The organism is Streptomyces sp. NBC_00670 (assembly GCF_036226765.1).
GTDB lineage: Bacteria > Actinomycetota > Actinomycetes > Streptomycetales > Streptomycetaceae > Streptomyces.
Map to the genome: position 1 here is coordinate 4,797,939 of NZ_CP109017.1, position 26,503 is coordinate 4,824,441.

A 26,503-nucleotide genomic window follows, 5' to 3' on the forward strand; every position below is an offset into this window, starting at 1 on the left:
CCCGGGCCGTCCGGCAACCCGTCGTCACTCGCCGGCGTCGCCCCGCCGTGTCGCTCCCAGGGCTGAAGACCCGTACGACTGCCCGAGACGGCGCACGGCCCGGTGGCGGCCGGTGCACGGGCGACCGGTCCGCCGTCGGCCTCCCCGGTCCGCCGTCGGTCCCCGGCCTACCCCCTCCGTCCTCAGTCCCCGGTGGCGATCCGGACGACCTTCGCCCCCGAACCGCCCGCTGCCGCACCCCCGTTCTTCGCGTCGTCCCCGACCCCGGCGCCCTGCCGGGGTCTTCCGACCGTCCGCCACTCGTCGGCGTATCCGTCGCGCGACCACTCTCGGCCCGCGTAGGACACCTTGGCGATGTGCAGGGCCGAGGAGTTGGCCACCGCCCAGTGCGCCAGCTCCCAGCCCTCCCGCCGCGTACCACCGGACGGTGCCCCGCGCGGCACCGGCACGGTCACGGCGGCGTGCGCGTCCCGGGCGCCCCGGCCGGCGGTGGCCGGGGTCGCCGTGACGGAGGCCCGCACCTGTGCCGCCGCCGGCCGGAGCACGTCCCGCCCGAAGTCCCGTACGAGCGCCGCACGGACCGCGTCCGGGCCGCCGTCCGGGGTCGGCGCCGGGCGCCCCTCGCAGGTGAGCGCGGCCGCCGAGCGGCCGGTCAGCGCGGTGGCGAGCACTCTGGCGTCCGGTTCGTGCCGGGCGTACGCGCGGGGGAAGCCGCTGCGCTGCACCCGCTGCGCGGCCACCGTCAGCGGCAGCTTCGCGTACCCCGGCACCTCGACCAGGCGGTCGTAGAACGCGCCCGCCGCGTACGCCGGGTCCATGATCTGTCTCTTCGTGCCCCACCCCTGCGAGGGGCGCTGCTGGAACAGGCCGAGCGAATCCCGGTCCCCGTGCCCGAGGTTGTGCAGGCCCGACTCCTGAAGCGCCGTCGCCAGCGCGATGGTGACCGCTCGTTCCGGCAGGCCCCGGGTGGTGCCCACGGCGGAGATCGTCGCCGCGTTCTCCGTCTGTTCCGGCGTGAACTCGTACGACTTCCCGCCGCCGTGCCCCGCCACGACCCGGCAGCGGGGCGCGCCCCCGCCCCCGGCGAGGTACTGCACGGTCAGATAGCCCGCGAGGGCGGCCAGCACGGCGAGCGCCGCCCCCCAGCGCAGGAGCCGGCCACGCCGGAGGAAGCCGGGGGAGGGGCGGCGGCCGGGAGCGGTCGAGCGGGCCGGGGGACGGGCTGGAGTGAGGTCTGGGGAGAGGGACGGTTCTGACACGGCGTACAAGGTACGCGACAGTACGCAGTCGTGAGCGAGCCTGTGGACAACTTCCGGAACGGTCCGTTCCGCCGGTCGTGGCAACGGCCCGCCCCCTCGCCCGCGTTAGGGTCGGGCCATGCACGACACCCCGCTCGACCTCACGCAGGACGCCGCGCGGCTCACCGCGCGACTCGTCGACCTCCCCTCCGAGAGCGGCACCGAGAAGCCGCTCGCCGACGCGGTCGAGGCCGCGCTGCGCGCCCTGCCGCACCTCACCGTCGACCGCCACGGCAACAACGTCGTGGCCCGGACGGAACTGGGCCGCTCCGAGCGTGTCGTCCTCGCGGGCCACATCGACACCGTCCCCCTCGCCGACAACGTCCCCTCGCGACTGGACGAGGACGGCGTGCTGTGGGGCTGCGGCACCTGCGACATGAAGTCGGGCGTGGCGGTCCAGCTGCGCATCGCCGCGACCGTCCCGGACCCCAATCGCGATCTGACCTTCGTTTTTTACGACAACGAGGAGGTCGCCGCCCACCTCAACGGTCTGCGGCACGTGGCCGAGGCGCACCCCGACTGGCTGCGCGGCGACTTCGCCGTACTGCTGGAGCCCTCCGACGGCGAGGTCGAGGGCGGCTGTCAGGGCACCCTGCGGGTGCTGCTGAAGACCTCCGGCGAGCGCGCCCACTCCGCGCGCAGTTGGATGGGCTCCAACGCCATCCATGCCGCCGCCCCGATCCTGGCCCGGCTCGCCACCTACGAGCCCCGCTACCCGGTGATCGACGGCCTGGAGTACCGCGAGGGCCTCAACGCCGTCGGGATCTCCGGCGGCGTCGCCGGCAACGTCATCCCGGACGCGTGCGTGGTCACCGTCAACTTCCGCTACGCGCCCGACCGCAGCGAGGAGGAGGCACTCACGCACGTGCGGGAGGTCTTCGCGGACTGCGGGGTCGAGGAGTTCGTCGTGGACGACCACAGCCCCGGCGCGCTGCCCGGCCTCTCGCACCCGGCCGCGGCCGCCTTCATCGAGGCCGTCGGCGGCACCCCGCAACCCAAGTACGGCTGGACGGACGTCTCCCGCTTCAGCGCGCTCGGCATCCCCGCGGTCAACTACGGCCCCGGCAACCCGCACTTGGCCCACAAGCGCGACGAACGCGTGGACACGGCGAAGATCCTGGCCGCCGAGGAGCGCCTGCGCGCCTGGCTGACGGCATGACCGGGCATGCGCGGGTCCCCCGCCGGTAACCCGTGTGGATCTAGGCTGAAGTGGTACGACCGGTCGAGCGGAGGGAGCGCGTATGCCTACCGGCAACCCCGAGGGCAAGAAGGTGCCACCGGACGAGACGCGTGAGGGACCGGTGCTCCGCAGGCGGGGCCAGGTGCAGGAGAGCACCACGGACCAGCGGCTGCTGGACGAGCGCGCGCCGACCGACTGGGTCCACACCGACCCCTGGCGGGTCCTGCGGATCCAGTCGGAGTTCATCGAGGGCTTCGGCACCCTGGCCGAACTGCCGCCCGCGATCAGTGTGTTCGGCTCGGCCCGGACCCCGGTGGACTCACCGGAGTACGAGGCGGGCGTACGGCTCGGACGGGGCCTGGTGGAGGCCGGCTTCGCGGTGATCACCGGGGGCGGGCCCGGGGCGATGGAGGCGGCCAACAAGGGCGCCTGCGAGGCGCGGGGCGTCTCGGTCGGCCTCGGCATCGAGCTGCCCTTCGAACAGGGCCTGAACCCGTACGTCGACGTCGGTCTCAACTTCCGCTACTTCTTCGTGCGGAAGATGATGTTCGTCAAGTACGCCCAGGGCTTCGTGGTCCTCCCCGGCGGCCTCGGCACCCTCGACGAGCTCTTCGAGGCGCTCACCCTCGTCCAGACCCGCAAGGTCACCCGCTTCCCGATCGTCCTCTTCGGCAGCGCGTACTGGGGCGGCCTCGTCGACTGGCTCCAGAACACCCTCATCGCCCAGGGCAAGGCCTCCCAGACCGACCTCACCTTGTTCCACGTCACGGACGACGTGGAGGAGGCGGTGGCACTGGTGTCGAAGGAGGCGGGAAGGTAGCCGGCCCGGGAAGACACGGCATCCGGAGGAGGGCGTGCGCCCGGGCGGCCCGTCACTCCGGGCGTCGTGCGGTGGTGAACCGTCGCCCGTAGGCGGCGGGACTGACCGACAACTCCCGCGCGAAGACCCGGCGGAGACTCTCGTAGTTCGGGAAGCCGGCCAGGGAAGCCGCCCGCGTCGCGGCGTACCCCTGGTCGAGCAGTGACTTCGCCAGGTCGAACCGGATCGACTCGACGTACCGGGCCGGCGTGGTGCCCAGCTCCTCCCGGAACAGCCTCGTGAGGTGCCGCGGGCTGAGATGCAGGCGCGCGGCCAGTCCGGCGAGGGAGTAGTCGCCGGACGGATCCGCCGTGACCAGGTCGACGACACCGCGCAGCGCGGGCGACCGTGGCGGAGACCCCCGCAGCGACGCGGAGAACTGCGACTGGCCGCCCGGCCTCTGCAGGTAGACGACGAGGGAGCGGGCCACCTCCCGGCCGAGCTCGGGCCCGTGGTCCTCCTCGACGAGGGCGAGCGCGAGATCGATGCCCGCGGAGACACCCGCGGAGGTGTACACGGTGCCGTCACGGACGTAGATCGCGTCGGGTTCCACACGGGCCTCCGGATGCCGGGCCGCGAGTTCGCCCGCGATCTTCCAGTGGGTGGTCGCCCGTCTGCCGTCCAGGAGCCCGGCCGCGCCCAGGACGAAGGCACCGGAGCACACGGAGGCGACGCGGCCGGACCGGGCCGCGAGCCCCCCGGCGGCCTCGACCAGTTCCCGGGTGACGGCGGTCCTGGGATAGATGTCGCCGCCCGGCATCAGGAACGTACCGGGGTCCGGCTGTCCGGCGGCATCGCCGTCGACGGTGATCCGCATCCCGATCGAGGAGGTGACGTCGGCACCCGACGCCGACACCAGGGCGATCCGGTAGTCCGCACCGAGCAGGTTCGCCTCCCCGAACACCTCGGCGGGGCCGACGACGTCGAGCGATTTCACCCCGTCGTAGACGAGGATCGCCACCCGATGCGGGCCGGCGCTCACGGACCCATCCTGGGATGACCGGATCCGGGTGGTTCATGGCCGTACCGAGGCGGCGCCGGGGGCCGTGTGGTCGGCATGGTGGGGAACGGGCGCATGTCCCACTCGTAACACATCGCACGGGAAAGCACGGACACCATGACCGAGATCATCGCGGGGGTGGAGATCCCCGACACCTCCGCAGCCACGGAGGCCGAGAATTTCCTCCGGAAGACAACGAGTCCCCTGCTCCTCCACCATTCCCGGCGGGTGTTCCTCTTCGGTTCCCTGCACGCACGCGAGAGGGATCTGCGGCCCGATCCCGAGCTGCTCTACATCGCGGCGATGTTCCACGACGCGGGCCTGGTGGTCCCGTTCTCCACGACGCCGCAGCGCTTCGAACTGGACGGCGCCGACCACGCGCGCGCGTTCCTGCGGGACAGGGGGTTCTCGCGGAGTGCCGCCGAGGTGGTCTGGACGGCGATCGCCCTGCACACGACGCCGGGACTGCCCGCCCGGATGGGCCCCGAGACGGCCGCCACGAACTACGGCGTGCTGACCGACGCGATCGGCTGGGGACTGGACAGACTGGGAGAGGACCAAGTGGAGCACGTCGTCGCCGCTCATCCGCGTGGCCAATTCAAGGAGGAGTTCCTGCGGGCGTTCTACGACGGCCTGAAGGAGCGCCCGGACACCACGTACGGGACCGTCAACGCGGACATCCTGGAGCACTTCGTTCCCGGATTCCGCCGTACGTCCATGGTCGAGCGCGTCCTCGACGCCCCCTGGCCGAGCTGGCCGGGCCGCGGCATGCCACGACAGGAAATGCCGCAACAGGAAATGCCGCAACAGGAACTCCACACCAGGAAAGGAAGAATCATGCGAGCCATCACCGTCCGAGAGCGCGAGGCCGGGGTCGCGGGGCTGACCCAGGAGGACGTCCCCCGCCCCCACGCCTCCGAGAACGACGTCATCGTGCGGGTGCACGCCGCGGGCTTCACCCGGGGAGAGCTCGACTGGCCCGCGACCTGGACCGACCGCGCCGGCCGCGACCGCACCCCGAGCGTGCCCGGCCACGAGGTCTCGGGGGTGGTGACGGAACTCGGCTACGGAACGACCGGCCTCACCGTCGGCCAGCGGGTCTTCGGACCGACCGACTGGACCCGCGACGGCTCGCTCGCGGAGTACGTCGCGGTGGAGGCCCGCAACCTCGCGCCCCTCCCCGCGGACATCCCGCACACGGTCGCGGCCGCACTGCCGATCTCGGGACTGACCGCGTGGCAGGGGCTGTTCGAGCACGCCCGGCTCGCCGCCGGTCAGACCGTGCTGATTCACGGCGCCGCCGGCGGTGTCGGCTCGCTCGCGGTCCAGCTCGCCCACGAGGCGGGGGCCCACGTGATCGGCACGGGACGCCTCGCCGACCGGGACATCGTGCGCGACCTGGGCGCGCAGGCCTTCCTCGATCTGGAAGACGACAGGTGGGAGGATGCCGGGCCCGTCGACGTCGTGTTCGACGTGATCGGCGGCGACATCCTCGACCGCTCCGCCCGGCTCGTGCGGGCCGGTGGCACGCTCGTCACCATCGCCCACCCGCCCACCGCACGCCCCGAGGATGGGCGGGCCGTCTTCTTCGTCGTGGAACCGGACCGCGCACGCCTCACCGACCTCGCCCGACGCGTGCGCGAGGGCCGGCTCCGGGTGAGAGTCGGCGCGGTCCGGCCGCTGGCCGAGGCCGCCGACGCGTTCGCCTCACGACAGCGCGTCGCCGGCCGCACCGTCATCCGGGTCGCCGAGGACTGAGCGCACGGCGAAGACGCCTGTCGGACCCCGCCCCGCGAGCCGCCGGGAGGGACCTCTCCGGTCCGTCCCGGCCGGGCCACCGACCTCACCGGCCGATCCGGACGACAGGCCCTACGCCAGCCCCCGCCGCGCAACCGCCGGCCCCGCCCACCCCGCGATCGCGGACACCATGTCCAGCACCTGCCGCGTCTCCGCCACCTCATGCACCCGGTACACCCGGGCCCCCAACCACGCCGACACCGCCGTCGTCGCCAACGTCCCCACCACCCGCTCCTTCACCGGCCGGTCCAACGTCTCCCCCACGAAGTCCTTGTTGGACAACGACACCAGCACCGGCCACCCCGTCTCCACCATCTCCCCCAGCCGCCGCGTCGCCTCCAGACTGTGCCGCGTGTTCTTCCCGAAGTCGTGCCCCGGATCGATCAGCACCGACTCCCTCGGCACCCCCAGCGACACCGCCCGCTCGGCCAGCCCGAGCGTCACCCGCAGGATGTCCGCCATGACGTCGTCGTACGTCACCCGGTGCGGCCGCGTCCGCGGCTCGGCACCCCCCGCGTGCGTGCACACCAGCCCCACGCCGTACCGCGCCGCGACCTCCGCGAGTCCCGGATCGACGCCGCCCCACGCGTCGTTGAGCAGATCGGCCCCCGCCTCGCAGACCGCCTCACCGACCTCGGCCCGCCAGGTGTCGACGCTGATGACCACGTCCGGGAAGCGCCGTCGCACCTCCGCGACGAAACCGACCGTCCGCCGCGCCTCCTCCTCGGCCGTCACCTCCTCGCCGGGACCGGCCTTGACCCCGCCGATGTCGATGACGGCGGCACCCTCCGACACCGCCTGCTCCACGCGCGCGAGGGCCGGCTCGTCGCGGAACGTCGCTCCCTGGTCGTAGAAGGAGTCCGGGGTCCGGTTGACGATCGCCATGATCACCGGCTCGTGCTCGCCGAATTCACGCCCGCCCAGCCTGAGCATCCCCTGTGACCTCTTCCCGTACGTCCGCTTTGTTGACCGCCTGCGACCCTAACTGTCGGACCCGCATGGCACGATCGGACGCGAGCGGTCCCCAGACCCTCAGGACGAGCACTTCCCAGACCCTCACGAACCGAGAGCGTGGACCCGGCGATGTTGATGTTTCTGTTCCTGGTCGTCGCGCTCGCCGTCGTGGTCGCCGCGGTGACACTGGCCGTGGTGGGCGGCGGCGAGAGCGCGGCCCTGCCCGAGGCGGCGCCGGAGCGGCTGATGGACCCGCTGCCCCCGGACCGGCCGGTGAACAGGGCGGACGTGGAGGGCCTGCGTTTCCCGCTCGCCGCCCGCGGCTACCGCATGGCCGACGTCGACGACGCCCTCGGCCGCCTCGGCGCCGAGCTCGCCGAGCGGGACGCCCGCATCGCCGACCTGGAGTCCGCGCTGGCCGGTGCGCGTACGGCTGGTCCGGTGCCGCTGGACAAGCCCGACGAGGAGGGCCGGCGGTGACCGCCGGCGAGGCCCTGGCGGGCGCGGACGGTCGCTTGCGCTGCCCGTGGGCGCTGTCCACCGAGGACTACGTGAAGTACCACGACGAGGAATGGGGCCGGCCCGTCCACGGCGACGACGCGCTGTACGAGCGGCTCAGCCTGGAGGCGTTCCAGTCGGGGCTGTCCTGGATCACGATCCTGCGCCGCCGCGAGGGGTTCCGGGCGGCGTTCGCCGACTTCAAGATCGCGGCGGTGGCGGAGTTCACGGAGGCGGACGCGGAGCGGCTGCTGGGGGACGCGGGGATCATCCGGAACCGCCTGAAGATCGACGCGACGCTCGCGAACGCGCGGGTGCTGGCGGGGTGGGCGCCGGGGGAGCTGGACGGGCTGATCTGGTCGTACGCGCCGGAGGCGGAGGGGCGGGCGGTGCCGGAGACGCTCGCCGATGTGCCGGCGGTGACGCCGGAGTCGACGGCGCTGTCCAAGGCGCTGAAGAAGCGGGGGCTGCGGTTCGTGGGCCCCACGACGGCGTACGCGCTGATGCAGGCGTGCGGCCTGGTCAACGACCACCTGGCGCAGTGCGCCGCCCGGACGTGACCTCCGGGGGCGAGAAGAACCCGGGCGAGCCCCCACCCCTCACCGCCCCGAAAACCTCGGCTCGCGTTTCGTCGTGAACGCCTGGACCGCCGCCGCATGGTCCTCCGACGAGCCCGCCCGGGTCTGCAACTCGTCCTCCTTCTCCAGCGCCTCCGACAGCGAGTGCGACAACCCGAACGCCACCGACTCCTTCAGCGCCGCGTACGCCAGCGTCGGCCCCTCGGCCAGCCCCCGCGCCACCGCCTCCGCCTCCCCCCGCAGCTCCGCCCCCGGCACCACCCGGTTCGCGATCCCCAGCTCCCGCGCCTCCTGCGCCCGCATCTTCCGCGGGAACATCAGCAGGTCCATCGCCCGCCCGGGCCCCACCACCCGCGGCAGCGTCCAAGAGATCCCGGAGTCCGCGGTCAGCGCGACCGCCGCGAACGACGTGTTGAACGACGCCGTGTCCGCCACGATCCGGTAGTCCGCCGCGAGCGCGAACCCGAAGCCCGCCCCCGCCGCGACCCCGTTCACCGCGGCGACCACCGGCTTCGGCGCCCCCGCCAGCGCCCGCACGATCGGGTTGTAGTGCTCCCGCACGGTGGACATCGTCCGCCCGGCCCCGCTCTCCCGGTCCGCGGCGAGGAGCTTCTCGTGCTCCTTGAGGTCCTGGCCCACGCAGAACGCCCGGTCCCCGGCCGCGGTGAGCAGAATCGCCCGGACGGCCGAGTCCTCGGCCGCCGCACGCGCCGCGTCCCGCAGTGCCTCCTTGGTGACGACGTTCAGCGCGTTCATCGCCTCCGGGCGGTTCAGCACGATCGTCGCGAGCCCGTCGTTCACCTCGTACAGCACGGTGTCGGCCATGGCGTCCCCTCGATGCAGGTCGTAGTGCGGTCCGGTGCGGCAGCGCGACGTACCCGCCGGTATGTCCGGCCCGTACGTCCGCTCCGAAGGACAGCATGGCGGAGTTCTCCCGCGGCCGACCGGCGGGCGCGTGTGACCTGCGTCAAAGAACCGGGAGGCGGCTCCGGCACCGAAATGGGCCGCCGGGCGGCGAAGTATCGCAGCAGCATCGCCGAATTGAGTGGTTTTGCTCGCGCGCGTTGCCCAAGCGATGCCGACTGATGTTGGTCATCGGGTCCTGAGATGCGGGATAATGGCCAGGAAGCAATGTGTTCGATGCCGGTGTCGTGTGTCCTTCGAGGGACCGCGTGCCCTTTCGCGGGGGCCGTCGGCTGACGATGACCTGGTTTCAGGAAGGGGTACGAGCATGGCGGCCATGAAGCCGCGGACGGGTGATGGCCCGCTCGAGGTGACCAAGGAGGGGCGGGGCATCGTCATGCGCGTTCCGCTCGAAGGCGGCGGCCGGCTCGTCGTCGAGCTGACCCCGGACGAGGCCGACGCGCTCGGCGACGCCCTCAAGAAGGTCGTCGGCTGACGCGCGAGCGGCCCTTACCCCCTTCAGTGGCCCAGGCATCGATACGACGATGTCTGGGCCGCTCCCTGTCCCGGACCCGATCCCGCTCCCTGTCCCGGACCCCTCCCCGGCCGGCTGCGCACCGCCGCGACCGGCTCGCTCAGCGCTTGACCGCGCACAGCAGGCCGTCGCCCACCGGCAGCAGCGACGGCACCAGGTCCTGGCTCTCGCGCACCGCCCGCAGCAGCTCCCGCAGCCGGACCACCTCGGCCGGCTGCGGACCGGAGTCGATCGTGCGGCCGTCGGCGAAGACGCCCTCGAAGACGACGAGCCCACCGGGCCGCAGCAGGCGCAACGATTCGGCGAGATAGTCCAGGCACTCCATGCGGTCGCCGTCGCAGAACACCAGGTCGTAGCCCGCGTCGGCGAGCCGGGGCAGCACGTCCAGGGCGCGGCCGGGGATGAACCGGGCCCGGTTGCTGGCGAAGCCGGCCGCGCGGAAGGCCTGCCGGGCGAACTGCTGGCGCTCGGGCTCCGGGTCCACCGTGGTCAGCACGCCGTCCGGGCGCATGCCGTGCAGCAGATGGATGCCCGACACGCCGGTGCCGGTGCCGATCTCCGCCACGGCCTTGGCGTCCACGGTGGCCGCGAGCAACCGCAGGGCCGCACCCGCGCCGGGCGACACCGAGCGCAGCCCTGCCTCCCGGGCCCGCTCCCGGGCCCAGTGCAGCGCGTCGTCCTCGGCGACAAAGGCGTCGGCGAACGCCCAGCTCGTCTGCCGGTTGGCGGTAATGACCCTCTCCTGTCCCCGTTGTTGCCTCGGCGTGACTGTATCCGTTGGCGTCGGGAACCCGCAGATGGGACCGGGCGTTAAAAGGGGCGAGGAAGACGACGGGGGAGTGAGCGGGGGCAGGAGATGGCGAAGTGCGCCGAGCAAGTGCTGACGCAGCCGTATGAGCCGGATCAGCGCGTATCAAATTCTCGTAAAACCGCTTATCCGGAGCTAACGGGCGGGGTGGCTATGGTAGGGGCTCCACTGGACACCACCAGAGCCGACAGGGGAGGTGCGGCCGCGCCCGAGGAACGGGGAGGAGCGTTTCGCCGACTCCTCGGCTCGGCGGGCAGGCCGAAATCCGTGACCAACACCGCTGACAGCATCCAGGCTGCCGACTCCGCTCAGACAGCGACCTTCTCCACTGAAGCGGACTCGCAGGCGTGGACTCCGCCCACCTGGGAGGAGATCGTCAGCACGCACAGCGGCCGTGTCTACCGGCTCGCCTACCGCCTGACGGGCAACCAGCACGACGCCGAGGACCTCACCCAGGAGGTCTTCGTCCGCGTCTTCCGCTCCCTGTCGACGTACACGCCCGGCACCTTCGAGGGCTGGCTGCACCGCATCACCACCAACCTGTTCCTCGACATGGTCCGCCGCAAGCAGCGCATCCGCTTCGACGCCCTGGGCGACGACGCGGCCGAGCGCCTGCCCAGCCGCGAGCCCACCCCCCAGCAGGTCTTCAACGACGCGCACTTCGACGCGGACGTGCAGCAGGCGCTCGACACCCTCGCGCCCGAGTTCCGCGCGGCCGTCGTCCTGTGCGACATCGAGGGCCTCTCCTACGAGGAGATCGCCGCCACGCTCGGCGTCAAGCTCGGCACGGTCCGCTCCCGGATCCACCGCGGCCGCTCCCAGCTGCGCAAGGCGCTCGCCCACCGGTCGCCGGAGGCGCGTGCCGAGAAGCGGCGCGGGTTCGCCTTCCCGGGAGTGCCCGCGCTGGGAGGAGGGGGCGCGACCGCGTGAGTGGATCACGTCGTCCCACACCGGCCGAGCAGCATCTGGGCGACCGGCTCTCCGCCCTGGTGGACGGAGAACTCGGTCATGAGTCGCGTGAGCGCGTCCTGGCGCACCTCGCCACCTGTGCGAAGTGCAAGGCCGAGGCGGACGCCCAGCGGCAGCTGAAGAGCGTCTTCGCGCAGGCCGCGCCGCCGCCGCCCTCCGAGAGCTTCCTGGCCCGTCTCCAGGGCCTGCCCGCCGGGGGCGACTCCGGCGACGGCGGCTCGCCGTTCGGCGTCACGGGCCCCGGCGGGGCCGGGGGCGCGCGCGGCGGCCGTCCGGGGCGGGTCTCCCCGGAGGCCGGGCTGTTCGGCGTCTCCGCCGACCCCTTCCGCTACGTCCCCTCGGGCGCCCACGCGACCGCGCTGTCCCCCTCCGAGGGCCATGCGCTGTCCGGCGACCCCGACGGTGACCGCGGCTTCCGCATCGCCCATGTGGGCCGGCCCGAGGAGCGGCCGGCCTCGCGCGGGCTGCGGTTCGCGTTCGTCGCGGCCGGGGCGGTGTCGCTGGCCGCGATCGCGCTCGGCGGGGTGACCGCGGGAAGCCCCGCGGACACGGCGTCGGATGCGCGGGGCGGGGCGGGGGCCGGCAGCAACGTCAGCCCCGCGCAGAGCGCGGGCGCGGGGGCAACGGCGGCCGAGGGGCGCCGGCGGCGTACCGGGCCGTTGCTCGCGCAGGGGAGGCGGGTGCCGGAGGGGTCTGCCGCGGTGTCCGTGGGTGCGCCGTTGTTGCCGGGGGCCGGGGGTGCGCAGGCGGAGGAGGCGTCGCAGGTGCTGACGGCGCCGGTGGAGGCGGTTGCCGTCTCCCCGCTGATCCGCCCCCTGTCGGCGACGCCGCCGTTCTCGCTCGGTACGTGGCCCACGACGCCGGTCCTGACGCCACCGCCGCTGCCCTGACGGGGGCGGGGAAAGGTTCGGGGAGCACCCCTGGTTGAATCCGGTCGGGCGCTTCGATGGAGGACACCATGAACCAGGACGGCGACCTCGAGCCGGACCTCTCCCAGCCGGCCGTCACCACCACCCCCGCCCCACCCCCCTGGCACCGCTACGACCCCTGGTCCCCCACCCCCTTCCGGCACGCCCCCGCACCCCCACCCCGCCGCCCGCGGCCACAACGCCGCACCCTCGTCGCCACCACCCTCGCCGTCCTCCTCCTCTCCGGCACCGCCGGCCTCGCCACCGGCGCCTACCTGGAGCACGAGAACCTCCGCGCCACGCTCCCGGAGACCGGCGGGGACACCCCGGCCCGCCCCGCCCGCAGCGTCACCGACATCGCCGCCCACGCCCTCCCCGGCGTCGTCACCCTCCATGTCCGCGGCGTCGGCGAACAGGACACCGGCACCGGCTTTGTCTTCGACACCCACGGCCGCATCCTGACCAACAACCACGTCGTCGCCCCCGGCGACTCCGACGGCGGCGAGATATCCGTGACGTTCACCGACGGCCGCACCGCCCGCGCCACCGTCGTCGGCCGGGACGCCCACTCCGACCTGGCCGTCGTCGAGGTCGAGAACGCCCGGGGCCTCACCCCGCTCCCCCTCGGCGACTCCGACGACGTCCGCGTCGGCGACCCGGTCGTGGCGATCGGCGCCCCCTTCGACCTGCCGGGCACCGTCACCTCCGGCATCGTCAGTGCCACGAAGCGCTCCGTCACGGCGGACGGCGAGAAGGGCGAGGACGACGACGTGTCGTACACCGACGCGCTCCAGACCGACGCCCCGATCAACCCCGGCAACTCCGGCGGCCCGCTCCTGGACGGCCGCGCCCGCGTCATCGGCATCAACTCCGCCATCCGCGCCGCCGACGGCGACTCGGGCGCCGAGGAGGGCCGGAGCGGCTCGATAGGGCTCGGCTTCGCCATCCCCGTCAACCACGCCCGGCAGGTCGCCGGGGAACTGATCGCCAAGGACCGCGCCGGGGGCGCCGGCTGAGCGCCGCCAAAACCTCACAGGACATACGAACTCACAGGAACGGGGCGAACGCCCCGTCCCACAAGGGGCACGGCAGGGCGAACGCGGCGTGTACACGCGGTACGGCGGCCCGGGCAGTACCGGTGTCCGGGTGTCGCCGGGTACCGTGGACCCGGCCCGGACCACGGAGGACGCGACCAGAAGGCCGCCGACGGACTGCCCGAGGGCCGCGGACATCGCGAGGAGCTTCAGGTGTTCAATGACATAGGACCGTTCGAGCTGGTGACGATCGTCGTCCTGGCTGTGCTCGTCTTCGGTCCGGACAAGCTCCCGAAGGTCATCCAGGACACGATGCGGACGATCCGCAAGATCCGCGAGTTCTCGGAGAGCGCCAAGCAGGACATCCGCAACGAGCTCGGCCCGGAGTTCAAGGACTTCGAGTTCGAGGACCTCAACCCCAAGACGTTCATCCGCAAGCAGCTGGAGAACGACGAGCTGGGGCTGAAGGAGATCCGCAACGGCTTCGACCTGAAGAAGGAGATGGCCGAGGTCGCGGACGCCGTGCACAGCGAGCCCGAGGCGGCGGGCGCCGGCGCGGGTGGCTCCGGCGGCAGCATCGACATGCGGAAGAAGCCGGAGCTCACGAAGAAGGCCACGCCGGAGGACCGGCCGCCCTTCGACGCGGACGCGACCTGACCGACACCCGGCCGGCGTCCGCGACCGTCGCCCTGCCGTCGTCCGCGACCGGCACCCCGCCCGCGCACGCCGTGCGCCCCGCGTGCGCCCCGGCCCGCGTGTCGGGCCCCCGACCGGCGCCCGTACGACGTGCACGAGGCCGTACGCGCCGGGTGTTTCCCGGCCGCCCGGGAAGCTGTGGCTATGCTGCCCAGTTGTTGTGCGGACCAGAAATGAGCGAGGACGCCCGTGGGGGGCGGGCCGCTCGGGTCCCGCCAGGAACTGAGGAGGCGTCCGGGTACATGGAGACGACGAGTCGGGTGGGCGCGCAGGCGCCGGCCGCGGAGGACGGACAACAGGTCCCCTCCGCCCGGCGTACGGTCGACGGCTACCTGCGCGCGCCCTTCCCTTGGTACGGCCTCGACGAGGCGTTCACGGGCCCGCGCTGGCTGATGCAGGTGGGCACCGCCGCGGACGGCGCGGTGGAGCACGGTTCGATCGGGCACGGTGACGAGCCGTCCATCCGTCACGAGACGACGGAGGACGAGAAGGAACGGTTCGCGGTCGTGGTGACGGTCGCCGCGCACCCAGGCCGGCGCAGTCCGGACGGCACGGGGCAGCTGGAGGCCACGTCGGTGTCCTCCGCGGCCTGGCTCGCGGGCGCGGGGCTGCTGACCTGCACCTGGCCCGGACAGCTGGACCACACGCTGCGGGACGACTGGCTGGCGCAGCAGACCGAGACGGCGTGGATCCTCGCGGACGATCTCGACGGCCCCGAGTGGTCCTCGCTGTCCCTGCCGGTGGACGGCGTGCCGACGCCGTTCCACTACCGGGAGTCCGAGTTCGGCTGGGTGCTGGCCGGCTCCACGGAGCAGGGGGTGCACGTGGGGGCGTACGGGCGCGGGATGAGCGCGTACGGTCTTGGCTTCGCCGTCGCGGATATCGGCGCTTACGCCTAGTGCTGTGACCCGGGAGAGTTCGCCGGGTGGCGACTCCGGCACACCGTCCGGCGAGGCAGCCGACTTCACCGGGGCGGTCCGCGACATCGACGTAGTACTCGACACGATCGGCGGCGACACCGTCGAGCGCTCGCTCAACGGGCTCCGCCCAGGCGGGCGCCTCGTGACGGCGGTCGCCGAGTCGGACACGGAGCTCATCGCGAAGTTCGAGACGGTCGGCATGCGCTTCAGCGGCATCGCGGGCGACCCCGATCCGGTCGCCCTGCGAGGCCTCGTCGAACTCGTCGAACAGGGCAGACTTCGGGTCTGAACGACCAGCAGCGGGCCGGAGCGTCCACGGCAAGGTTGCGGTGACAGGAGTCAGAGTTTGAACTATGTCCGGGACGGACATAGTGTCGGTGGCGTGCAGTCTCAGACGTCGCTCGGTTCCGAGGTGATTCTTTCGACCGCCGAGGAGGTCTTGCGTCGGCATGGGCCGTCGAAGGCCACGGTTGTGGACGTGGCGCGGGCACTCGGCGTCAGCCACACGGCGGTCTACCGGTACTTTCCCTCGAAGGCCGCGTTGCGGGAGGCCGTCGCACGGCGTTGGTTGAAGCACGTCAACGACGAACTCCTGGCCGTCGTCGGCGAGTCGCGGCTGGCATCGCCAGACCGTCTCCGGGCTTGGCTTGTCACCCTGTTCACGGTGAAGCGGACCTTGGCGTCTGAGGATCCGGAACTGTTCGCGATGTACGGGACCTTGTTGGCCGAGCAGAGCGGCGCGGCTGAGGAGCACGTGGCCGACTTGCTCGCCCAGTTGCGGACCATCGTCGGCGACGGTGTCGCTGCCGGTGATTTCACCACGACGAGTCCTGAGGAGACCGCCCAAGCTGTCCTCGAGGCCACCACCCGCTTTCACCACCCGGCGCATGCCGCCGAATGGTCCACACCGGGAATGGACGCGGGCCTGGACCGGATCTGCACCTTGCTGCTCGACGGGTTGTCGGCTTCGTGACCGTGTCCCCCGTCGGACGCATCAGGTCAGCGAAGCTGGATGCCACCTGACCAGACGTGCCGAATCCGTGTCGTCGCCCGGATGTCCGTGGTGGGGTCGTCGTCGGTGAGCAGGAAGTCGGCGCGGCGGCCCACTGCGATGACTCCGCGGTCGGCCAGGCCGAACACCTCGGCCGGCCGGACGGTGGCCGCGCGCAGCGCTTCCACCGGTGACAGGCCGGCATCGACGAGGAGCCGCAGCTCCTGGTGCATCGCCTCGCCGTACGGCGGGGAGAACGGCGCGGACGGGTCACCGTTCGCGTCGGTACCGGCAAGCACGGTCGCGCCCGCCTCGTGCAGGCGGCGAACGGAGAGCCGGGCGTTCTCGTAGTCGAGGGGCAGCCGAGAGCCGACGGCCGTCTGAATACCCCGCATCATCACCAGCGTCGGCGAGGTGACCAGGACGCGGCGCGCGAGGTCGGCGCTGATCACCGCCTCCAGTGGTACGTGGGTCACGACGTCCGTGCCCGCTTCGACGGCCATCTGGTAGGCGGCTGCGGAAGTGGCATGCGCGATGGCCTTCAGCCCGTGGCTGTGCGCCGAGCGAACGAGGGCCGTCACTGTTTCGGGAGTGAAGGCGCTCATGCCGGCCGGCCCGGCGGGCTCGACCAGGATCTTCAGGTAGTCCACACCGTCGCGGGCTCGGCTCGCCACGAATGCCTCCGCGGCTTCGGGACCGGGTACGGCGATGTGATCGGGATATCCCATCGCGGTGATCGGCCCGGAACCCGGAGCAACGGCGGGATAGCCCGCGCTGAACAGGTCGGTGAGCCCGTCACGATGACGCAGCGACAGCGTTTCCCGAGGACGCGGCGTGGCCATGTCGAGCGCCGTGGTGACACCCCAGTGACCACATGATTCCAGTGCTGCCCTCGCTTGGACGTGCAGATGAGTGTCGATCAGCCCTGGCAGTAGTGCGCCCGCACCGGCGTCGATCGTCCGCGCTCCCCGCACCGGGTCCGCCACGATTCGGCCTCGGTCGATGTGAACCGGGCGTGGCGGGGTGAGACCGGTGCCGTCGAAGACGCGGGCATTCTCAATCGTGAGGGGTTCCAATGGTGCGCTTCCTTGCGGCTCGGATCACGGTGAGTGCGCGGGGTGTCGTTCTGGTCGGTGCCAAACGTTCAGAAGATCGCGAGGGGCGTGACGGGCAGTCCTGTCGCGCCGGTGACCGGGATGGTTCCCAGGACGAACAGAAAGCTGTAGCGACCGAGTTCGCGGCAGGTCCGGCTCAGCTCGTCCAGTTCGGGCCCGTCCACGAGCGGCATGCCGAGCCGGCCGAGTGCGATCCTGTGCACGGCGATCGACCCTCCGGGCACGATCGGCGGTTTGTCGCTGATATCGCCGACGAACAGCGAGACCTCGTGGTCCCCGAGCCACCTGACGGCGTCGAGGGTCAGGATCGGCATCGATGCGGCCGTCTCCGGGGACAAGGTCCAACCACCGCGGACCACCAGCGCGTCACCGGATTCGACGTGGACGCCGCCGCGTTGCTCTGCCTCGTCGAGATCTGCGGCACTCACATGATGATCCGCTTCCAGCGCGCCGCCCGGCGCGAGGTCGAGCAGCACGCCACGGGTGAGGATTCCCGTGGTCAGCGGCGTGGACGAACTCTGGCGCAGGGTTCCGCCGGTGATCACCTGATCGGCCGGTATCCCCGGATACACCATGCCGTCGCAGTTGACGTGCGCCAGCGCGTCGACGTGGGTCGAATGCTGATGGTGCACGTTGATCGTGAGCATGTCGGTGAACGCGGCCGAGGCGGTGCCCGCGAAGGTCAGGGTTTGCGTGACCGCCGGAGGCATCATGTGTCCGCCGGAACCGAACGCACCACCCAGTGGCACCGGGACGATCGGAACGGCAAGGGAGACAACGCGCCCTGTTCTCGCCTCCGCGACGGCATGGGCGCGTACGTCATCGGTGATGAAGTTCAACGTGCCCAGTTCGTCGTCCAGGCCCCAACGGCCCCAGTTGCTGGGCCCGGCTTCGTTGTTGCGACCGTCCGTCATCGGTTGCCCGCCTCGAGTAACACCCTGTGGCCGGCCGCGGGGTGCGCGGCGCGGGATCTTGCTACCTGCATGGAGCTAGCCTAGGGTGGCGGCGCTCAGGTTTCAAGATCTGAAATCTGAATCATGTCACCCGAGAGGGGCTGCTGATCATGGCTACGCTGGTGGTAGGTGCCCGGGGACACGTGGGCGGCGCGGTATTGACCGGGCTGCTGGCCGCCGGTGAGGTGGTGCGCGCGTCCAGCCGTGCGCCACAACCCGGAGACTTCCCTGAAGGTGTCGAGGTCGTCCGTGCCGATCTGACCGACCCCGCCTCCTGGCCGGAGGTCCTGACCGGTATGCGCAAGGTATTCCTGTATGCGCACCCGGAGACCGCGACGGAATTCACAGCCGTGGCGCGGGATGCGGGTGTGGAGCACGTGGTGCTGCTGTCCTCCAGTTCGGTACTGCTCCCGGACGCGGCGTCCAATCCGATCGCCCAGCGGCACATCGCGGTGGAGCGTGCACTGGACGAGATCGGGTTGGCTCGCACCTTCGTGCGGCCGGGCTACTTCGCGACCAACACGCTGCGCTGGCGGTCCATCCGCACTGAACGCGTGCTGCGCACCGCCTTCCCCGACGCCACCTCCTCACCGGTACATGAACGCGATATCGCCGACGTAGCCGTGCGGGCGCTGCTGGATGACACCCACCGCCAGGACGCCCACGCGGTGCTGGGGGCGGGACCGGTGACGCAGCGGGAGCAGGTGGCCGCGATCGCTGAGGCGCTGGGCGAGCCGGTGCGTGTGGACGAGGTGGACGTCGACACCTACCGTGCCGAACTGCTCGCCGAACTACCCGTACCCCTGGTGGAACGTCTGCTCCAGTCCCGGGGCAGTGTGCCTTCGCTGCCGGCCGACCTGGCTACCGACGCGGTTCCCGAGATGCTCGGTAGGCCCGCGTTGACGTTCGCCGAGTGGGCGCGCGATCATGCCACCGACTTCCGCTGAGCGCTTCCCGGTCCGTCATGAACCGGGACACCGTGGGCCTGACTGATGATGCGTGAGGTCGACGAGCTGCTCAGCGTCGATGATCCAGCCTGGCCGCTCCTCCTTTTCATCCGCCAGTTCGTGTGGATGGACCAGCGAGTGAAGGGCTTGCCCAGCACCAGCTGCGGATGCGCGGGTCGGGGGACGCGCCTTCCCGCCGCAGGGGGTGCGTCGCAGTGCGGCTGCGGGCCGGATTGGGTTGCTCGCGCCCGCGCGGTGGAGCCGCACAGTGCCACAACCCGCGCCCCTTCGGGGCGCGGGCCTCTGCCTCTGCTGAGCTCTAGAACTTGTTCTTCGGGGTGATGCCCAGCGTCATGCCGGCCAGGCCGCGCTGGCGGCCGCCGAGCTTGCCGGCGATGGCGCGGAGGGCGGTGCCGGCGGGGGAGCCGGGGTCGCTGAGGACCACCGGCTTGCCCTCGTCGCCGCCCTCGCGCAGGCGGACGTCGATCGGGATGGAGCCGAGGACGGGGACCGTGGCGCCGGTGGTGCGGGTGAGGCCGTCGGCGACCGTCTGGCCGCCGCCCGTGCCGAACACGTCGACCATCTCGCCGCAGTGCGGGCACGGCAGGCCCGACATGTTCTCGACCACGCCGACGATCTTCTGGTGGGTCTGTACGGCGATGGAACCGGCCCGCTCGGCCACCTCGGCCGCCGCCTGCTGGGGCGTCGTCACGACGAGGATCTCGGCGTTCGGCACCAGCTGGGCCACGGAGATGGCGATGTCACCGGTGCCGGGCGGGAGGTCGAGCAGCAGGACGTCCAGGTCGCCCCAGTAGACGTCCGCCAGGAACTGCTGCAGGGCGCGGTGCAGCATCGGGCCGCGCCAGACGACGGGGGCGTTGCCCGGGGTGAACATGCCGATGGAGATGACCTTCACGCCGTTGGCGGACGGCGGCATGATCATGTTCTCGACCTGGGTGGGACGGCCGTCCGCACCCAGCATGCGCGGCACGCTGTGGCCGTAGATGTCGGCGTCGACGACGCCCACCTTCAGCCCGTCGGCCGCCATGGCCGCCGCCAGGTTGACCGTGACGGAGGACTTGCCGACGCCGCCCTTGCCGGAGGCCACCGCGTAGACACGGGTGAGCGAGCCGGGCTTGGCGAAGGGGACCTCGCGTTCGGCCTGGCCGCCGCGCAGGGCGGACGCCAGCTCCTTGCGCTGCTCGTCGCTCATCACGTCCAGCGTGACGTCGACCCGGGTGACGCCCTCCACGCGGGAGACCGCCTCGGTCACGCCCTGGGTGATCGTGTCGCGCATCGGACAGCCGGAGACCGTCAGGTACACGGTCACGGCGACCGCGCCGTCCGCGCCGATCTCCACCGATTTGACCATCCCCAGCTCGGTGATGGGTCGATGGATCTCGGGGTCGTTCACCGTCGCCAGTGCCTCGCGCACCGCGTCTTCCGTAGCCATGTCCACGATGGTACGGCGCCGTGCGGGGCCCTCGGGCGGTACGTCAGCGGTCTTCTGCGTCACGTCCGCGCCCGGGGCCGGGCGGGAGCCGGTCCGGCCTCGGCGGGAGGTCCCGGTGGCGGCCTGAGCGGCCCTCGGCGCGGCCCTCCGGGTGGCCGTCGCGGCGGTCCTCCAGTTCCTTGACGAGGTCCTGGAGTTCGGAGCGGATCCAGTCGCGGGTCGCCACCTCGCCGAGCCCGATGCGCAGCGCGGCGATCTCCCGCGTCAGGTACTCGGTGTCGGCGATGGAGCGCTCGTTCTGCTTGCGGTCCTGTTCGAGGTTGACCCGGTCGCGGTCGTCCTGCCGGTTCTGCGCCAGCAGGATCAGCGGGGCGGCGTACGAGGCCTGCAGGGACAGCGCCAGGGTCAGGAAGATGAACGGATACTCGTCGAACCGCAGGGCGGAGGGCGCGGCGACGTTCCACACCACCCACAGGATGATGACGACCGTCATCCAGACGATGAACCGCCCGGTGCCGAGGAAACGTGCGATGCGTTCGGACAGGCGTCCGAACGCCTCCGGGTCCCATTCCGGCAGCAGCCGGCGGCGCGGCGGGCGCGGCTGGTCCAGCCGGGCGCGCGTGCGGGAGCTCGCGGTGGCGCCCGCGGGGGTGCGCTCGCGCGTCTCGCGGTCAGGAGTCACCGGGCGCCCCCTCCCCGAGGTGGAACTCCGTCTCGCGCCAGTCCTCGGGCAGCATGTGGTCCAGGACGTCGTCCACCGTCACCGCGCCGAGGAGCGAGCCGGACTCGTCGACGACGGGCGCGGCCACCATGTCGTACGTGGCGAAGAACCCGGCGACCACGGGCAGGGCGTCGTCCGGGGCCAGCGACTGCAGGTCGTCGTCGATGATCGAACTGACGAGCGTGTACGGGGGATCGCGCAGCAGCCGCTGGAAGTGGACGGTGCCGAGGTACTTGCCGGTCGGGGTGTCGTCCGGCGGCCTGCATACGTACACCTGTGCGGCGAGCGCGGGGGAGAGGTCCCGGTTGCGGACCCGGGCGAGCGCGTCGGCGACGGTGTCGTCGGGCCTGAGGATGATCGGTTCCGTCGTCATCAGACCGCCGGCCGTGTGCTCCTCGTACGACATCAGCCGGCGCATGTCGGCCGCGTCGCCGGGCGCCATCAGGCTCAGCAGCCGCTCCTTGTCGTTCTCGGGGAGCTCGGCGAGCAGGTCGGCGGCGTCGTCGGGATCCATCGCCTCCAGGACGTCGGCGGCGCGTTCCTCCTTGAGCTTGCCGAGGATCTCGATCTGGTCGTCCTCGGGCAGCTCCTCCAGGACGTCGGCGAGGCGGTCGTCGTCCAGGGCGGCGGCGACCTCGGCGCGGCGCTTGGCGGAGAGGTGGTGCAGGACGTTGGCGAGGTCGGCGGGGCGCAGCTGTTCGAAGGTGGCGAGCAGGTTCTCGGCGCCCTGGCCGTGCTCCTCCAGGGAGAACCCGGTGACGGCGGACCATTCGACGGTGAGGGTCTCGCCCCGGTTGCGGCGGAAGGCCCCGCTCCGGCCGCGCCTGCGGACGAAGACGCGGTCGATCTCCCAGTCCCGGCGGGCGGGGAGCTGCTGCACCGACAGGTCGAGGACGGTGACGTCGTCGCCGCCCTCGACCAGCGTCACCCGGCGGTCGAGCAGCTCGCCGAAGACCAGCCGTTCGGTGGGGCGCTGTTCGAACCGGCGTACGTTGAGCACGCCGGTGGAGATGACCTGACCGGACTCGATGCTCGTCACACGGGTCATGGGCAGGAAGATACGGCGCCGGGTCGACAGCTCGACGACCAGCCCGAGCAGCCGCGGGGGGAGCCGGCCCACCCGGAACATGACGACGAGATCGCGGACGCGGCCCACCTGGTCACCGGTCGGGTCGAAGACGGCGACGCCGGCCAGGTGCGAGACGAAGATCCGGGGGGCGCTTGCCGCCATCCGCGCGCCTCCTTCTCGTGCCGTGCGTCCTGTGCGTGCCCTGCGTGCCCTGCGTGCCCTGCGTGCCCTGCGGGCCGTGCGCGCTGGGCGCACTGCGCCTTTCTGCGCCCTCTGTGCCTGTCCTGTTCCCGACTGCCCGCTGAGACCGGGTTCAGGCTAGCCGGTCCCGGTACGGAACGTCCTGGTGAGGGGTCCGGACGGACAGGCTCCGGTAGCGGCGCGGCACACCGGTACGCTGCGGTACGCCGATGGCGGATCACACGAGAGGCATCCCACCTGTGAGTGCAACTCCCCTGGGCCGTAACCGCAGAACCGCGCTCGCGGGTGCGCTGTGTGCCGGACTGGTGGTGACGGGGACGGGGCTCACGGGCTGTGGCGAGGACCCGGACGCGGGCACCAACGGGGTGGGCAAGCTGCCGGCCGAGCAGATCCACAAGCGGACGCTCGCGGCGGCGGAGGCGGCGGACACGGTGCGGCTGTCGGGCGCGGTGGTGAGCGGGAAGACGACGTACAAGCTCGACATAAAGCTGTCGGACGACGGTGCCTCGGGGGCGGTGACCGCCGAGGACGCGACGTTCCGGTTGCTGCGGGTCGGGGAGCAGCTCTATCTGAAGGCCAACGCGGCGTTCTGGGAGCAGGAGGACGGCGGGAGCAAGGGCGCGGCGGGGACGGTGGCGGAGAAGCTGGGCGGCAAGTACGTGAAGGTGCCGGACGAGGATCCGGCGTACAAGCGGTTCAGCGGGTTCACCGACAAGGACACGCTGTTGACGGGGTTGCTCGCGTTGCACGGGGGGTTGTCCACGGACGGGCGGCACGAGGTGGACGGGGTGCGGACGGTGCGGGTCGCCGGGGGCGACGGGTCGGGGGGCGCACTGGACGTCTCCCTGGAGGGGAAGCCGTACCCCCTTCGGCTCTCCCGCGCCGGTAACGCGGGCGCGCTCACCCTCACCGACTGGAACAAACCCTTCACCCCCAAACCACCCCCCACCAACGAGACCGTCGACTACGGCACCGACCTCCCCACGACGTGAACGCCCCGAAGGGGCGGGGGTGTGTCTGTCGCGCGGCTCCGCCGCGGAGGGCGCCCCGTAAGGGGCGCGGGGAACTGCGCGAGCAACCACGACGCACCCGCACCCGCCGAACATCCCCCACCTCCCGGGCTCTTGGGCGCTCCGCCGACAACGCACCGCACCCCGGGGTAACCGTCACGGGAGCTTCGCGAACCGGCGCTCAGGGGGGACCCCCATCGCCCACCCGTGCCGCCCTTAGCGGCACGCATGCCCGCAGGCTGGGCGGGTGAGGTCGGCCGGGGGAGCCGGCTGCTCAGCGAGGGCGCCGGCGGCGCCACAGGAGCCGGGGGAGTGCCGCCGGCACCGGCCCCCGCGTCGTCACCGGCGCCTCCACCGGCACCGCCGCCAGCGACCCCGACGGCAACCCCCCGGGCGAGCCCGCCGGCTCCAGCCGCAGCACCCGGCACTCCCGCGCCCACCTCCCCGGCATCGCCTCCCCGTCCACCGCGTTCAGCCGCTTCCCCTTGAGCTCGGCCACCGCGGCCTCCCACGCCGCGGATTCCGGCGCCAGCTCCACCACCCGCGCCGGCCAGCTCACGAGCCGCCCGCCCTTGTCCTTGCTGCGCACCGTCACCACCGCGTCGCCCCCGTCGACGAGTCCCGGCAGCGGCTGCTCCCCGGGCCCGTCGCCGACGACGCACGCCGCGCCCTCGTGCCAGACGTGCCACAGCGCACGCGTCGGACCGGGCGCCGCGTCGTCCCCGCCGTCCGCCGCGAGCACACCGCCGCGCACCCAGATCAGCCCGGACTTCTTCGTGGCCTCCTCTACGAGGGCCCGCGCGAGCAGCTCATTCGTCATGCGCTCAGGGTATAGCGGCCGTTCACAGCCATCCGTTGCGCTTCAGCGTGCGGTGGATGGTCAGACACAGGGCGACCGTGACGCACATGACGACCGGGTAGCCGTACCGCCAGTGCAGTTCGGGCATGTGCTTGAAGTTCATGCCGTACACCCCGCAGACCATCGTCGGCACGGCGATGATCGCCGCCCAGGACGTGATCTTGCGCATGTCCTCGTTCTGCGCGACGGACGCCTGTGCGAGGTTGGCCTGGAGGATGGAGTTCAGCAGCTCGTCGAAGCCGACGACCTGCTCCTGCACCCGGGCCAGGTGGTCGGCGACGTCGCGGAAGTACTTCTGGATGTCCGGGTCGATCAGCCGCATCGGCCGCTCGCTGAGCAGCTGCATCGGCCGCAGCAGCGGCGAGACGGCCCGCTTGAACTCCAGCACCTCGCGCTTGAGCTGGTAGATCTGCCCGGCGTCGGTACCCCGCGGAGTGCCCTTGCGGCCCGGCGAGAACACCTCCGTCTCCACCTCGTCGATGTCGTCCTGCATGGCGTCCGCGACCGCGATGTAGCCGTCGACGACGTGGTCGGCGATCGCGTGCAGCACCGCCGAGGGGCCCTTGGCCAGCAGTTCCGGGTCGCGCTGCAGCCGGTTGCGCAGCGCCCGCAGCGAGCCCTGCCCGCCGTGCCGGACGGTGATGAAGAAGTCCCGGCCGGTGAAGCACATGACCTCGCCGGTCTCCACGACCTCGCTGGTGGCGGTGAGCCGGTCGTGCTCGACGTAGTGGATGGTCTTGAAGACGGTGAACAGCGTGTCGTCGTACCGCTCCAGCTTGGGCCGCTGGTGGGCGGTGACGGCGTCCTCCACGGCCAGCGGGTGCAGTCCGAACTCGCTCGCGAGCGCGGCGAATTCGGCGCCGGTCGGCTCGTGCAGGCCGATCCACGCGAAGCCGCCGTCCCGCCGCACGAGGCGCATCGCCTCCTGCGGGGTCAGCCGGCCCGGCGTCTCGACACGGGCGCCGTCGCGGTAGACGGCGCAGTCGACGACGGCGGACGGCGTGGCGGGGTCGCGGGTGGCGTCATAGGTGCCGTTGTCCTTGCGGCCGGCCGGGCGGGACGGGCGGACCACGGCACGCAGGTCACGGATCATCGACATGGCAGGCTCCTTCGCGGGGCGGGCAACGAAAGGCCGCTACGAGGGGTGGAACTGCCCGGAATGAGGACGTTCTGACGTGAGGGGTTTCGGCACGTCCACAAAGCGGGGAGCACCGCGCCGTCGCGGTGGCGAGCTTCGCTGCTGATACAGGTCAGATGCGATCAGGCAGACCAGGCAGACCAGGCAGATCGGGCAGGTCCGACAGATCAAGCAGGGCGAAACGCACGTGCTCTTCCGTGGTGCGCGCAGCGTCGAGGTGACAGCCGGCCGGGAGAATGTGGAGTGGCCGGGAGGACCGCGTCAGCGGCGGGAAGAGCGGGTGGTACTGCACGGTCGACTTCGGTCCATGCCAGCCCCACCTCCTCCGGCCGGTCCCCCGTGGGGGACGATCCATTTCCCTTGTTTAAGGGTGCCCCGTGTAGGGGAGTTTCATGGGCGTCGGGGCCTGAGCGCCACGCTTCTGCGTGCTGCCCCGAACGACCGGCTCAGCGTATCAGCCGACCGGCACGTCAAGGCGCCGGTTTGCCCTGTACTGGCGAGTTCTATGCTCGCGGCATGGCAGATGTTCTCCCTCTGGTCGAGGCCCGGCTGCACACCGCGCTGGGCGAACCGGACGCGCGCGCGGCGGTCACCTTCCTCGGCACGGACCGCGTCGAGGTGCTGCGTTTCACCGACGGGGACGTCGTCCGCTACGCCACGCTCGGCATGTCCGCGCAGCCGATGAGCGACCCCACCGCGGCCCTCGCCGACCCGGTGCAGGGGCCGCGCGCGGAGCTGGTCCTCTCCGTCCGCGCCGGGCGCGCCGACACCGACAAGGTGCTCCGCCCGCTCGCCGTACTGGCCGCGTCCCCGCAGGTGGAGGGCGTGGTGGTGGCTCCGGGCGGCTCGCTCGACGTGGGCGAGCCGCTGTGGCCGGGCGCGCCCTTCACCTCCGTGCTGGTCGCGGAGCCGGGCGGTCTGGTCGAGGACCTGGAGCTGGACGCGCCGCTGGACCCCGTACGGTTCCTGCCGCTGCTGCCCATGACGCCGAACGAGGCCGCGTGGAAGCGCGTGCACGGCGCGGGCGCCCTCCAGGAACGCTGGCTGACGCACGGGACGGACCTGCGGGACCCCGCCCGCGGGTCCGTCCCGCTCACGTGACCGATCTC

The 26,503-nt window shown here is 72.0% G+C and carries 27 protein-coding genes and 2 pseudogenes; 17 read left to right on the forward strand and 12 right to left on the reverse strand.

Going from position 1 to position 26,503, the window contains the following annotated elements; translation table 11 throughout:
• Positions 1-182 precede the first annotated feature (182 nt).
• On the reverse strand, positions 183-1,151 hold the full coding sequence (locus OIE12_RS21420) for a heavy metal transporter (RefSeq protein ID WP_329142117.1): 969 nt from the start codon (positions 1,149-1,151) through the stop codon (positions 183-185).
• A gap of 226 nt (positions 1,152-1,377) precedes the next feature.
• Between OIE12_RS21420 and dapE the strand changes: the two genes are divergently transcribed.
• Together dapE and OIE12_RS21430 are read left to right on the forward strand one after the other, a co-directional pair.
• The gene (gene dapE / locus OIE12_RS21425; protein WP_329137704.1) at positions 1,378-2,457 is read left to right on the forward strand and encodes a succinyl-diaminopimelate desuccinylase; all 1,080 of its coding nucleotides are present in this window, start codon (positions 1,378-1,380) and stop codon (positions 2,455-2,457) included.
• A gap of 82 nt (positions 2,458-2,539) precedes the next feature.
• On the forward strand, positions 2,540-3,298 hold the full coding sequence (locus OIE12_RS21430) for a TIGR00730 family Rossman fold protein (RefSeq protein ID WP_329137706.1): 759 nt from the start codon (positions 2,540-2,542) through the stop codon (positions 3,296-3,298).
• Between the two features lie 52 nt (positions 3,299-3,350).
• Here the strand turns inward: OIE12_RS21430 and OIE12_RS21435 are convergent, their stop codons facing one another.
• Positions 3,351-4,319 (reverse strand): GlxA family transcriptional regulator, encoded by a 969-nt coding sequence (locus tag OIE12_RS21435; RefSeq protein ID WP_329137708.1) that lies wholly within the window; start codon positions 4,317-4,319, stop codon positions 3,351-3,353.
• A gap of 135 nt (positions 4,320-4,454) precedes the next feature.
• Between OIE12_RS21435 and OIE12_RS21440 the strand changes: the two are divergent.
• Positions 4,455-5,087, forward strand: a pseudogene (locus OIE12_RS21440) (HD domain-containing protein); the annotation flags it as partial.
• A gap of 87 nt (positions 5,088-5,174) precedes the next feature.
• Positions 5,175-6,095, forward strand: coding sequence for an NADP-dependent oxidoreductase (locus tag OIE12_RS21445; protein WP_329142119.1), 921 nt, complete (start codon positions 5,175-5,177; stop codon positions 6,093-6,095).
• Positions 6,096-6,206: 111 nt separating this feature from the next.
• On the opposite strand, the gene folP is transcribed toward OIE12_RS21445, so the two are convergent.
• The gene (folP, locus tag OIE12_RS21450; protein WP_329137710.1) at positions 6,207-7,067 is read right to left on the reverse strand and encodes a dihydropteroate synthase; all 861 of its coding nucleotides are present in this window, start codon (positions 7,065-7,067) and stop codon (positions 6,207-6,209) included.
• 150 nt (positions 7,068-7,217) lie between these two features.
• On the opposite strand from folP, the gene OIE12_RS21455 reads away from it, so the two are divergent.
• Together OIE12_RS21455 and OIE12_RS21460 are read left to right on the forward strand one after the other, a co-directional pair.
• The gene (locus OIE12_RS21455; RefSeq protein ID WP_030381026.1) at positions 7,218-7,568 is read left to right on the forward strand and encodes a DivIVA domain-containing protein; all 351 of its coding nucleotides are present in this window, start codon (positions 7,218-7,220) and stop codon (positions 7,566-7,568) included.
• Positions 7,565-8,146 carry a DNA-3-methyladenine glycosylase I gene (locus tag OIE12_RS21460; RefSeq protein WP_329137712.1) on the forward strand — a complete coding sequence of 194 codons (582 nt, stop codon included), beginning with the start codon at positions 7,565-7,567 and terminating at the stop codon, positions 8,144-8,146. The genes OIE12_RS21455 and OIE12_RS21460 overlap by 4 nt, the downstream gene beginning before the upstream one ends.
• Positions 8,147-8,185: 39 nt before the next feature.
• Here OIE12_RS21460 and OIE12_RS21465 read toward each other — a convergent pair whose 3' ends face one another.
• Entirely contained in the window at positions 8,186-8,989 is an 804-nt protein-coding gene (locus tag OIE12_RS21465; protein ID WP_329137715.1) for an enoyl-CoA hydratase/isomerase family protein, read from the reverse strand.
• A gap of 406 nt (positions 8,990-9,395) precedes the next feature.
• On the opposite strand from OIE12_RS21465, the gene OIE12_RS21470 reads away from it, so the two are divergent.
• Complete coding sequence (locus tag OIE12_RS21470) at positions 9,396-9,563, forward strand: DUF3117 domain-containing protein (protein ID WP_003966491.1); 168 nt, start codon at positions 9,396-9,398, stop codon at positions 9,561-9,563.
• 139 nt (positions 9,564-9,702) lie between these two features.
• Here OIE12_RS21470 and OIE12_RS21475 read toward each other — a convergent pair whose 3' ends face one another.
• Positions 9,703-10,401, reverse strand: coding sequence for an O-methyltransferase (locus OIE12_RS21475; protein WP_078618380.1), 699 nt, complete (start codon positions 10,399-10,401; stop codon positions 9,703-9,705).
• Between the two features lie 162 nt (positions 10,402-10,563).
• Between OIE12_RS21475 and sigE the strand changes: the two genes are divergently transcribed.
• From sigE to OIE12_RS21510, 7 genes and pseudogenes are all read left to right on the forward strand, one after another.
• A complete protein-coding gene (sigE, locus tag OIE12_RS21480) occupies positions 10,564-11,340 on the forward strand; it encodes an RNA polymerase sigma factor SigE (protein ID WP_329137718.1) in 777 nt (258 codons plus the stop codon).
• Positions 11,337-12,269 (forward strand): anti-sigma factor family protein, encoded by a 933-nt coding sequence (locus tag OIE12_RS21485; RefSeq protein WP_329137720.1) that lies wholly within the window; start codon positions 11,337-11,339, stop codon positions 12,267-12,269. Before sigE ends, OIE12_RS21485 begins: the two co-directional genes overlap by 4 nt.
• A 68-nt stretch (positions 12,270-12,337) precedes the next feature.
• Positions 12,338-13,303, forward strand: a complete 966-nt coding sequence (locus tag OIE12_RS21490) for a S1C family serine protease (RefSeq protein WP_329137721.1) — start codon at positions 12,338-12,340, stop codon at positions 13,301-13,303.
• 231 nt (positions 13,304-13,534) lie between these two features.
• Positions 13,535-13,978: a sec-independent translocase gene (locus OIE12_RS21495; protein ID WP_329137723.1), complete on the forward strand. Its 444-nt coding sequence runs from the start codon at positions 13,535-13,537 to the stop codon at positions 13,976-13,978.
• 281 nt (positions 13,979-14,259) lie between these two features.
• A complete protein-coding gene (locus OIE12_RS21500; RefSeq protein WP_329137725.1) occupies positions 14,260-14,916 on the forward strand; it encodes a hypothetical protein in 657 nt (218 codons plus the stop codon).
• A 55-nt stretch (positions 14,917-14,971) separates the two neighbouring features.
• Positions 14,972-15,223: pseudogene (locus tag OIE12_RS21505) on the forward strand (zinc-binding dehydrogenase); the annotation flags it as partial.
• A gap of 96 nt (positions 15,224-15,319) precedes the next feature.
• On the forward strand, positions 15,320-15,910 hold the full coding sequence (locus tag OIE12_RS21510; protein WP_329137727.1) for a TetR family transcriptional regulator: 591 nt from the start codon (positions 15,320-15,322) through the stop codon (positions 15,908-15,910).
• Between the two features lie 26 nt (positions 15,911-15,936).
• Here OIE12_RS21510 and OIE12_RS21515 read toward each other — a convergent pair whose 3' ends face one another.
• Both OIE12_RS21515 and OIE12_RS21520 read right to left on the reverse strand, forming a co-directional pair.
• Positions 15,937-17,004, reverse strand: a complete 1,068-nt coding sequence (locus tag OIE12_RS21515; protein ID WP_329137730.1) for an amidohydrolase family protein — start codon at positions 17,002-17,004, stop codon at positions 15,937-15,939.
• Positions 17,005-17,072: 68 nt separating this feature from the next.
• Positions 17,073-17,957, reverse strand: a complete 885-nt coding sequence (locus OIE12_RS21520) for a cyclase family protein (protein WP_329137732.1) — start codon at positions 17,955-17,957, stop codon at positions 17,073-17,075.
• Positions 17,958-18,106: 149 nt separating this feature from the next.
• Here OIE12_RS21520 and OIE12_RS21525 point away from each other — a divergent pair, with 149 nt between their 5' ends.
• Positions 18,107-18,943: an NAD(P)H-binding protein gene (locus tag OIE12_RS21525; RefSeq protein ID WP_329137734.1), complete on the forward strand. Its 837-nt coding sequence runs from the start codon at positions 18,107-18,109 to the stop codon at positions 18,941-18,943.
• A 319-nt stretch (positions 18,944-19,262) separates the two neighbouring features.
• On the opposite strand, the gene OIE12_RS21530 is transcribed toward OIE12_RS21525, so the two are convergent.
• The 3 genes from OIE12_RS21530 to OIE12_RS21540 are packed head-to-tail and all read right to left on the reverse strand — an operon-like array spanning position 19,263 to position 22,348.
• Complete coding sequence (locus tag OIE12_RS21530; protein WP_329137736.1) at positions 19,263-20,396, reverse strand: Mrp/NBP35 family ATP-binding protein; 1,134 nt, start codon at positions 20,394-20,396, stop codon at positions 19,263-19,265.
• Positions 20,397-20,439: 43 nt separating this feature from the next.
• Positions 20,440-21,078, reverse strand: coding sequence for a DUF1003 domain-containing protein (locus OIE12_RS21535; protein WP_329137738.1), 639 nt, complete (start codon positions 21,076-21,078; stop codon positions 20,440-20,442).
• Positions 21,068-22,348: a magnesium transporter MgtE N-terminal domain-containing protein gene (locus OIE12_RS21540; RefSeq protein WP_329137740.1), complete on the reverse strand. Its 1,281-nt coding sequence runs from the start codon at positions 22,346-22,348 to the stop codon at positions 21,068-21,070. Before OIE12_RS21540 ends, OIE12_RS21535 begins: the two co-directional genes overlap by 11 nt.
• 278 nt (positions 22,349-22,626) lie before the next feature.
• Between OIE12_RS21540 and OIE12_RS21545 the strand changes: the two genes are divergently transcribed.
• Positions 22,627-23,379 carry a hypothetical protein gene (locus OIE12_RS21545; RefSeq protein ID WP_329137742.1) on the forward strand — a complete coding sequence of 251 codons (753 nt, stop codon included), beginning with the start codon at positions 22,627-22,629 and terminating at the stop codon, positions 23,377-23,379.
• A 292-nt stretch (positions 23,380-23,671) separates the two neighbouring features.
• Here OIE12_RS21545 and OIE12_RS21550 read toward each other — a convergent pair whose 3' ends face one another.
• Complete coding sequence (locus OIE12_RS21550; protein ID WP_329137744.1) at positions 23,672-24,217, reverse strand: hypothetical protein; 546 nt, start codon at positions 24,215-24,217, stop codon at positions 23,672-23,674.
• Between the two features lie 22 nt (positions 24,218-24,239).
• Positions 24,240-25,355, reverse strand: coding sequence for a magnesium and cobalt transport protein CorA (locus OIE12_RS21555; protein WP_329137746.1), 1,116 nt, complete (start codon positions 25,353-25,355; stop codon positions 24,240-24,242).
• A 555-nt stretch (positions 25,356-25,910) separates the two neighbouring features.
• Between OIE12_RS21555 and OIE12_RS21560 the strand changes: the two genes are divergently transcribed.
• Positions 25,911-26,495 carry a suppressor of fused domain protein gene (locus tag OIE12_RS21560; protein ID WP_329137748.1) on the forward strand — a complete coding sequence of 195 codons (585 nt, stop codon included), beginning with the start codon at positions 25,911-25,913 and terminating at the stop codon, positions 26,493-26,495.
• Positions 26,496-26,503: the final 8 nt, after the last annotated feature.

What these genes read in the sequence shown, in the direction of transcription:
- OIE12_RS21430 (WP_329137706.1), top strand. Translation starts at nt 2,540, where the DNA reads ATGCCTACCGGCAACCCCGAGGGCAAGAAGGTGCCACCGGACGAGACG.
- OIE12_RS21520 (WP_329137732.1), bottom strand. Translation starts at nt 17,957, where the DNA reads ATGACGGACGGTCGCAACAACGAAGCCGGGCCCAGCAACTGGGGCCGT.
- OIE12_RS21555 (WP_329137746.1), bottom strand. Translation starts at nt 25,355, where the DNA reads ATGTCGATGATCCGTGACCTGCGTGCCGTGGTCCGCCCGTCCCGCCCG.
- OIE12_RS21465 (WP_329137715.1), bottom strand. Translation starts at nt 8,989, where the DNA reads ATGGCCGACACCGTGCTGTACGAGGTGAACGACGGGCTCGCGACGATC.
- dapE (WP_329137704.1), top strand. Translation starts at nt 1,378, where the DNA reads ATGCACGACACCCCGCTCGACCTCACGCAGGACGCCGCGCGGCTCACC.
- OIE12_RS21445 (WP_329142119.1), top strand. Translation starts at nt 5,175, where the DNA reads ATGCGAGCCATCACCGTCCGAGAGCGCGAGGCCGGGGTCGCGGGGCTG.
- OIE12_RS21455 (WP_030381026.1), top strand. Translation starts at nt 7,218, where the DNA reads ATGTTGATGTTTCTGTTCCTGGTCGTCGCGCTCGCCGTCGTGGTCGCC.
- OIE12_RS21560 (WP_329137748.1), top strand. Translation starts at nt 25,911, where the DNA reads ATGGCAGATGTTCTCCCTCTGGTCGAGGCCCGGCTGCACACCGCGCTG.
- sigE (WP_329137718.1), top strand. Translation starts at nt 10,564, where the DNA reads ATGGTAGGGGCTCCACTGGACACCACCAGAGCCGACAGGGGAGGTGCG.
- OIE12_RS21470 (WP_003966491.1), top strand. Translation starts at nt 9,396, where the DNA reads ATGGCGGCCATGAAGCCGCGGACGGGTGATGGCCCGCTCGAGGTGACC.
- OIE12_RS21525 (WP_329137734.1), top strand. Translation starts at nt 18,107, where the DNA reads ATGGCTACGCTGGTGGTAGGTGCCCGGGGACACGTGGGCGGCGCGGTA.
- OIE12_RS21490 (WP_329137721.1), top strand. Translation starts at nt 12,338, where the DNA reads ATGAACCAGGACGGCGACCTCGAGCCGGACCTCTCCCAGCCGGCCGTC.
- OIE12_RS21530 (WP_329137736.1), bottom strand. Translation starts at nt 20,396, where the DNA reads ATGGCTACGGAAGACGCGGTGCGCGAGGCACTGGCGACGGTGAACGAC.
- folP (WP_329137710.1), bottom strand. Translation starts at nt 7,067, where the DNA reads ATGCTCAGGCTGGGCGGGCGTGAATTCGGCGAGCACGAGCCGGTGATC.
- OIE12_RS21500 (WP_329137725.1), top strand. Translation starts at nt 14,260, where the DNA reads ATGGAGACGACGAGTCGGGTGGGCGCGCAGGCGCCGGCCGCGGAGGAC.
- OIE12_RS21540 (WP_329137740.1), bottom strand. Translation starts at nt 22,348, where the DNA reads ATGGCGGCAAGCGCCCCCCGGATCTTCGTCTCGCACCTGGCCGGCGTC.
- OIE12_RS21550 (WP_329137744.1), bottom strand. Translation starts at nt 24,217, where the DNA reads ATGACGAATGAGCTGCTCGCGCGGGCCCTCGTAGAGGAGGCCACGAAG.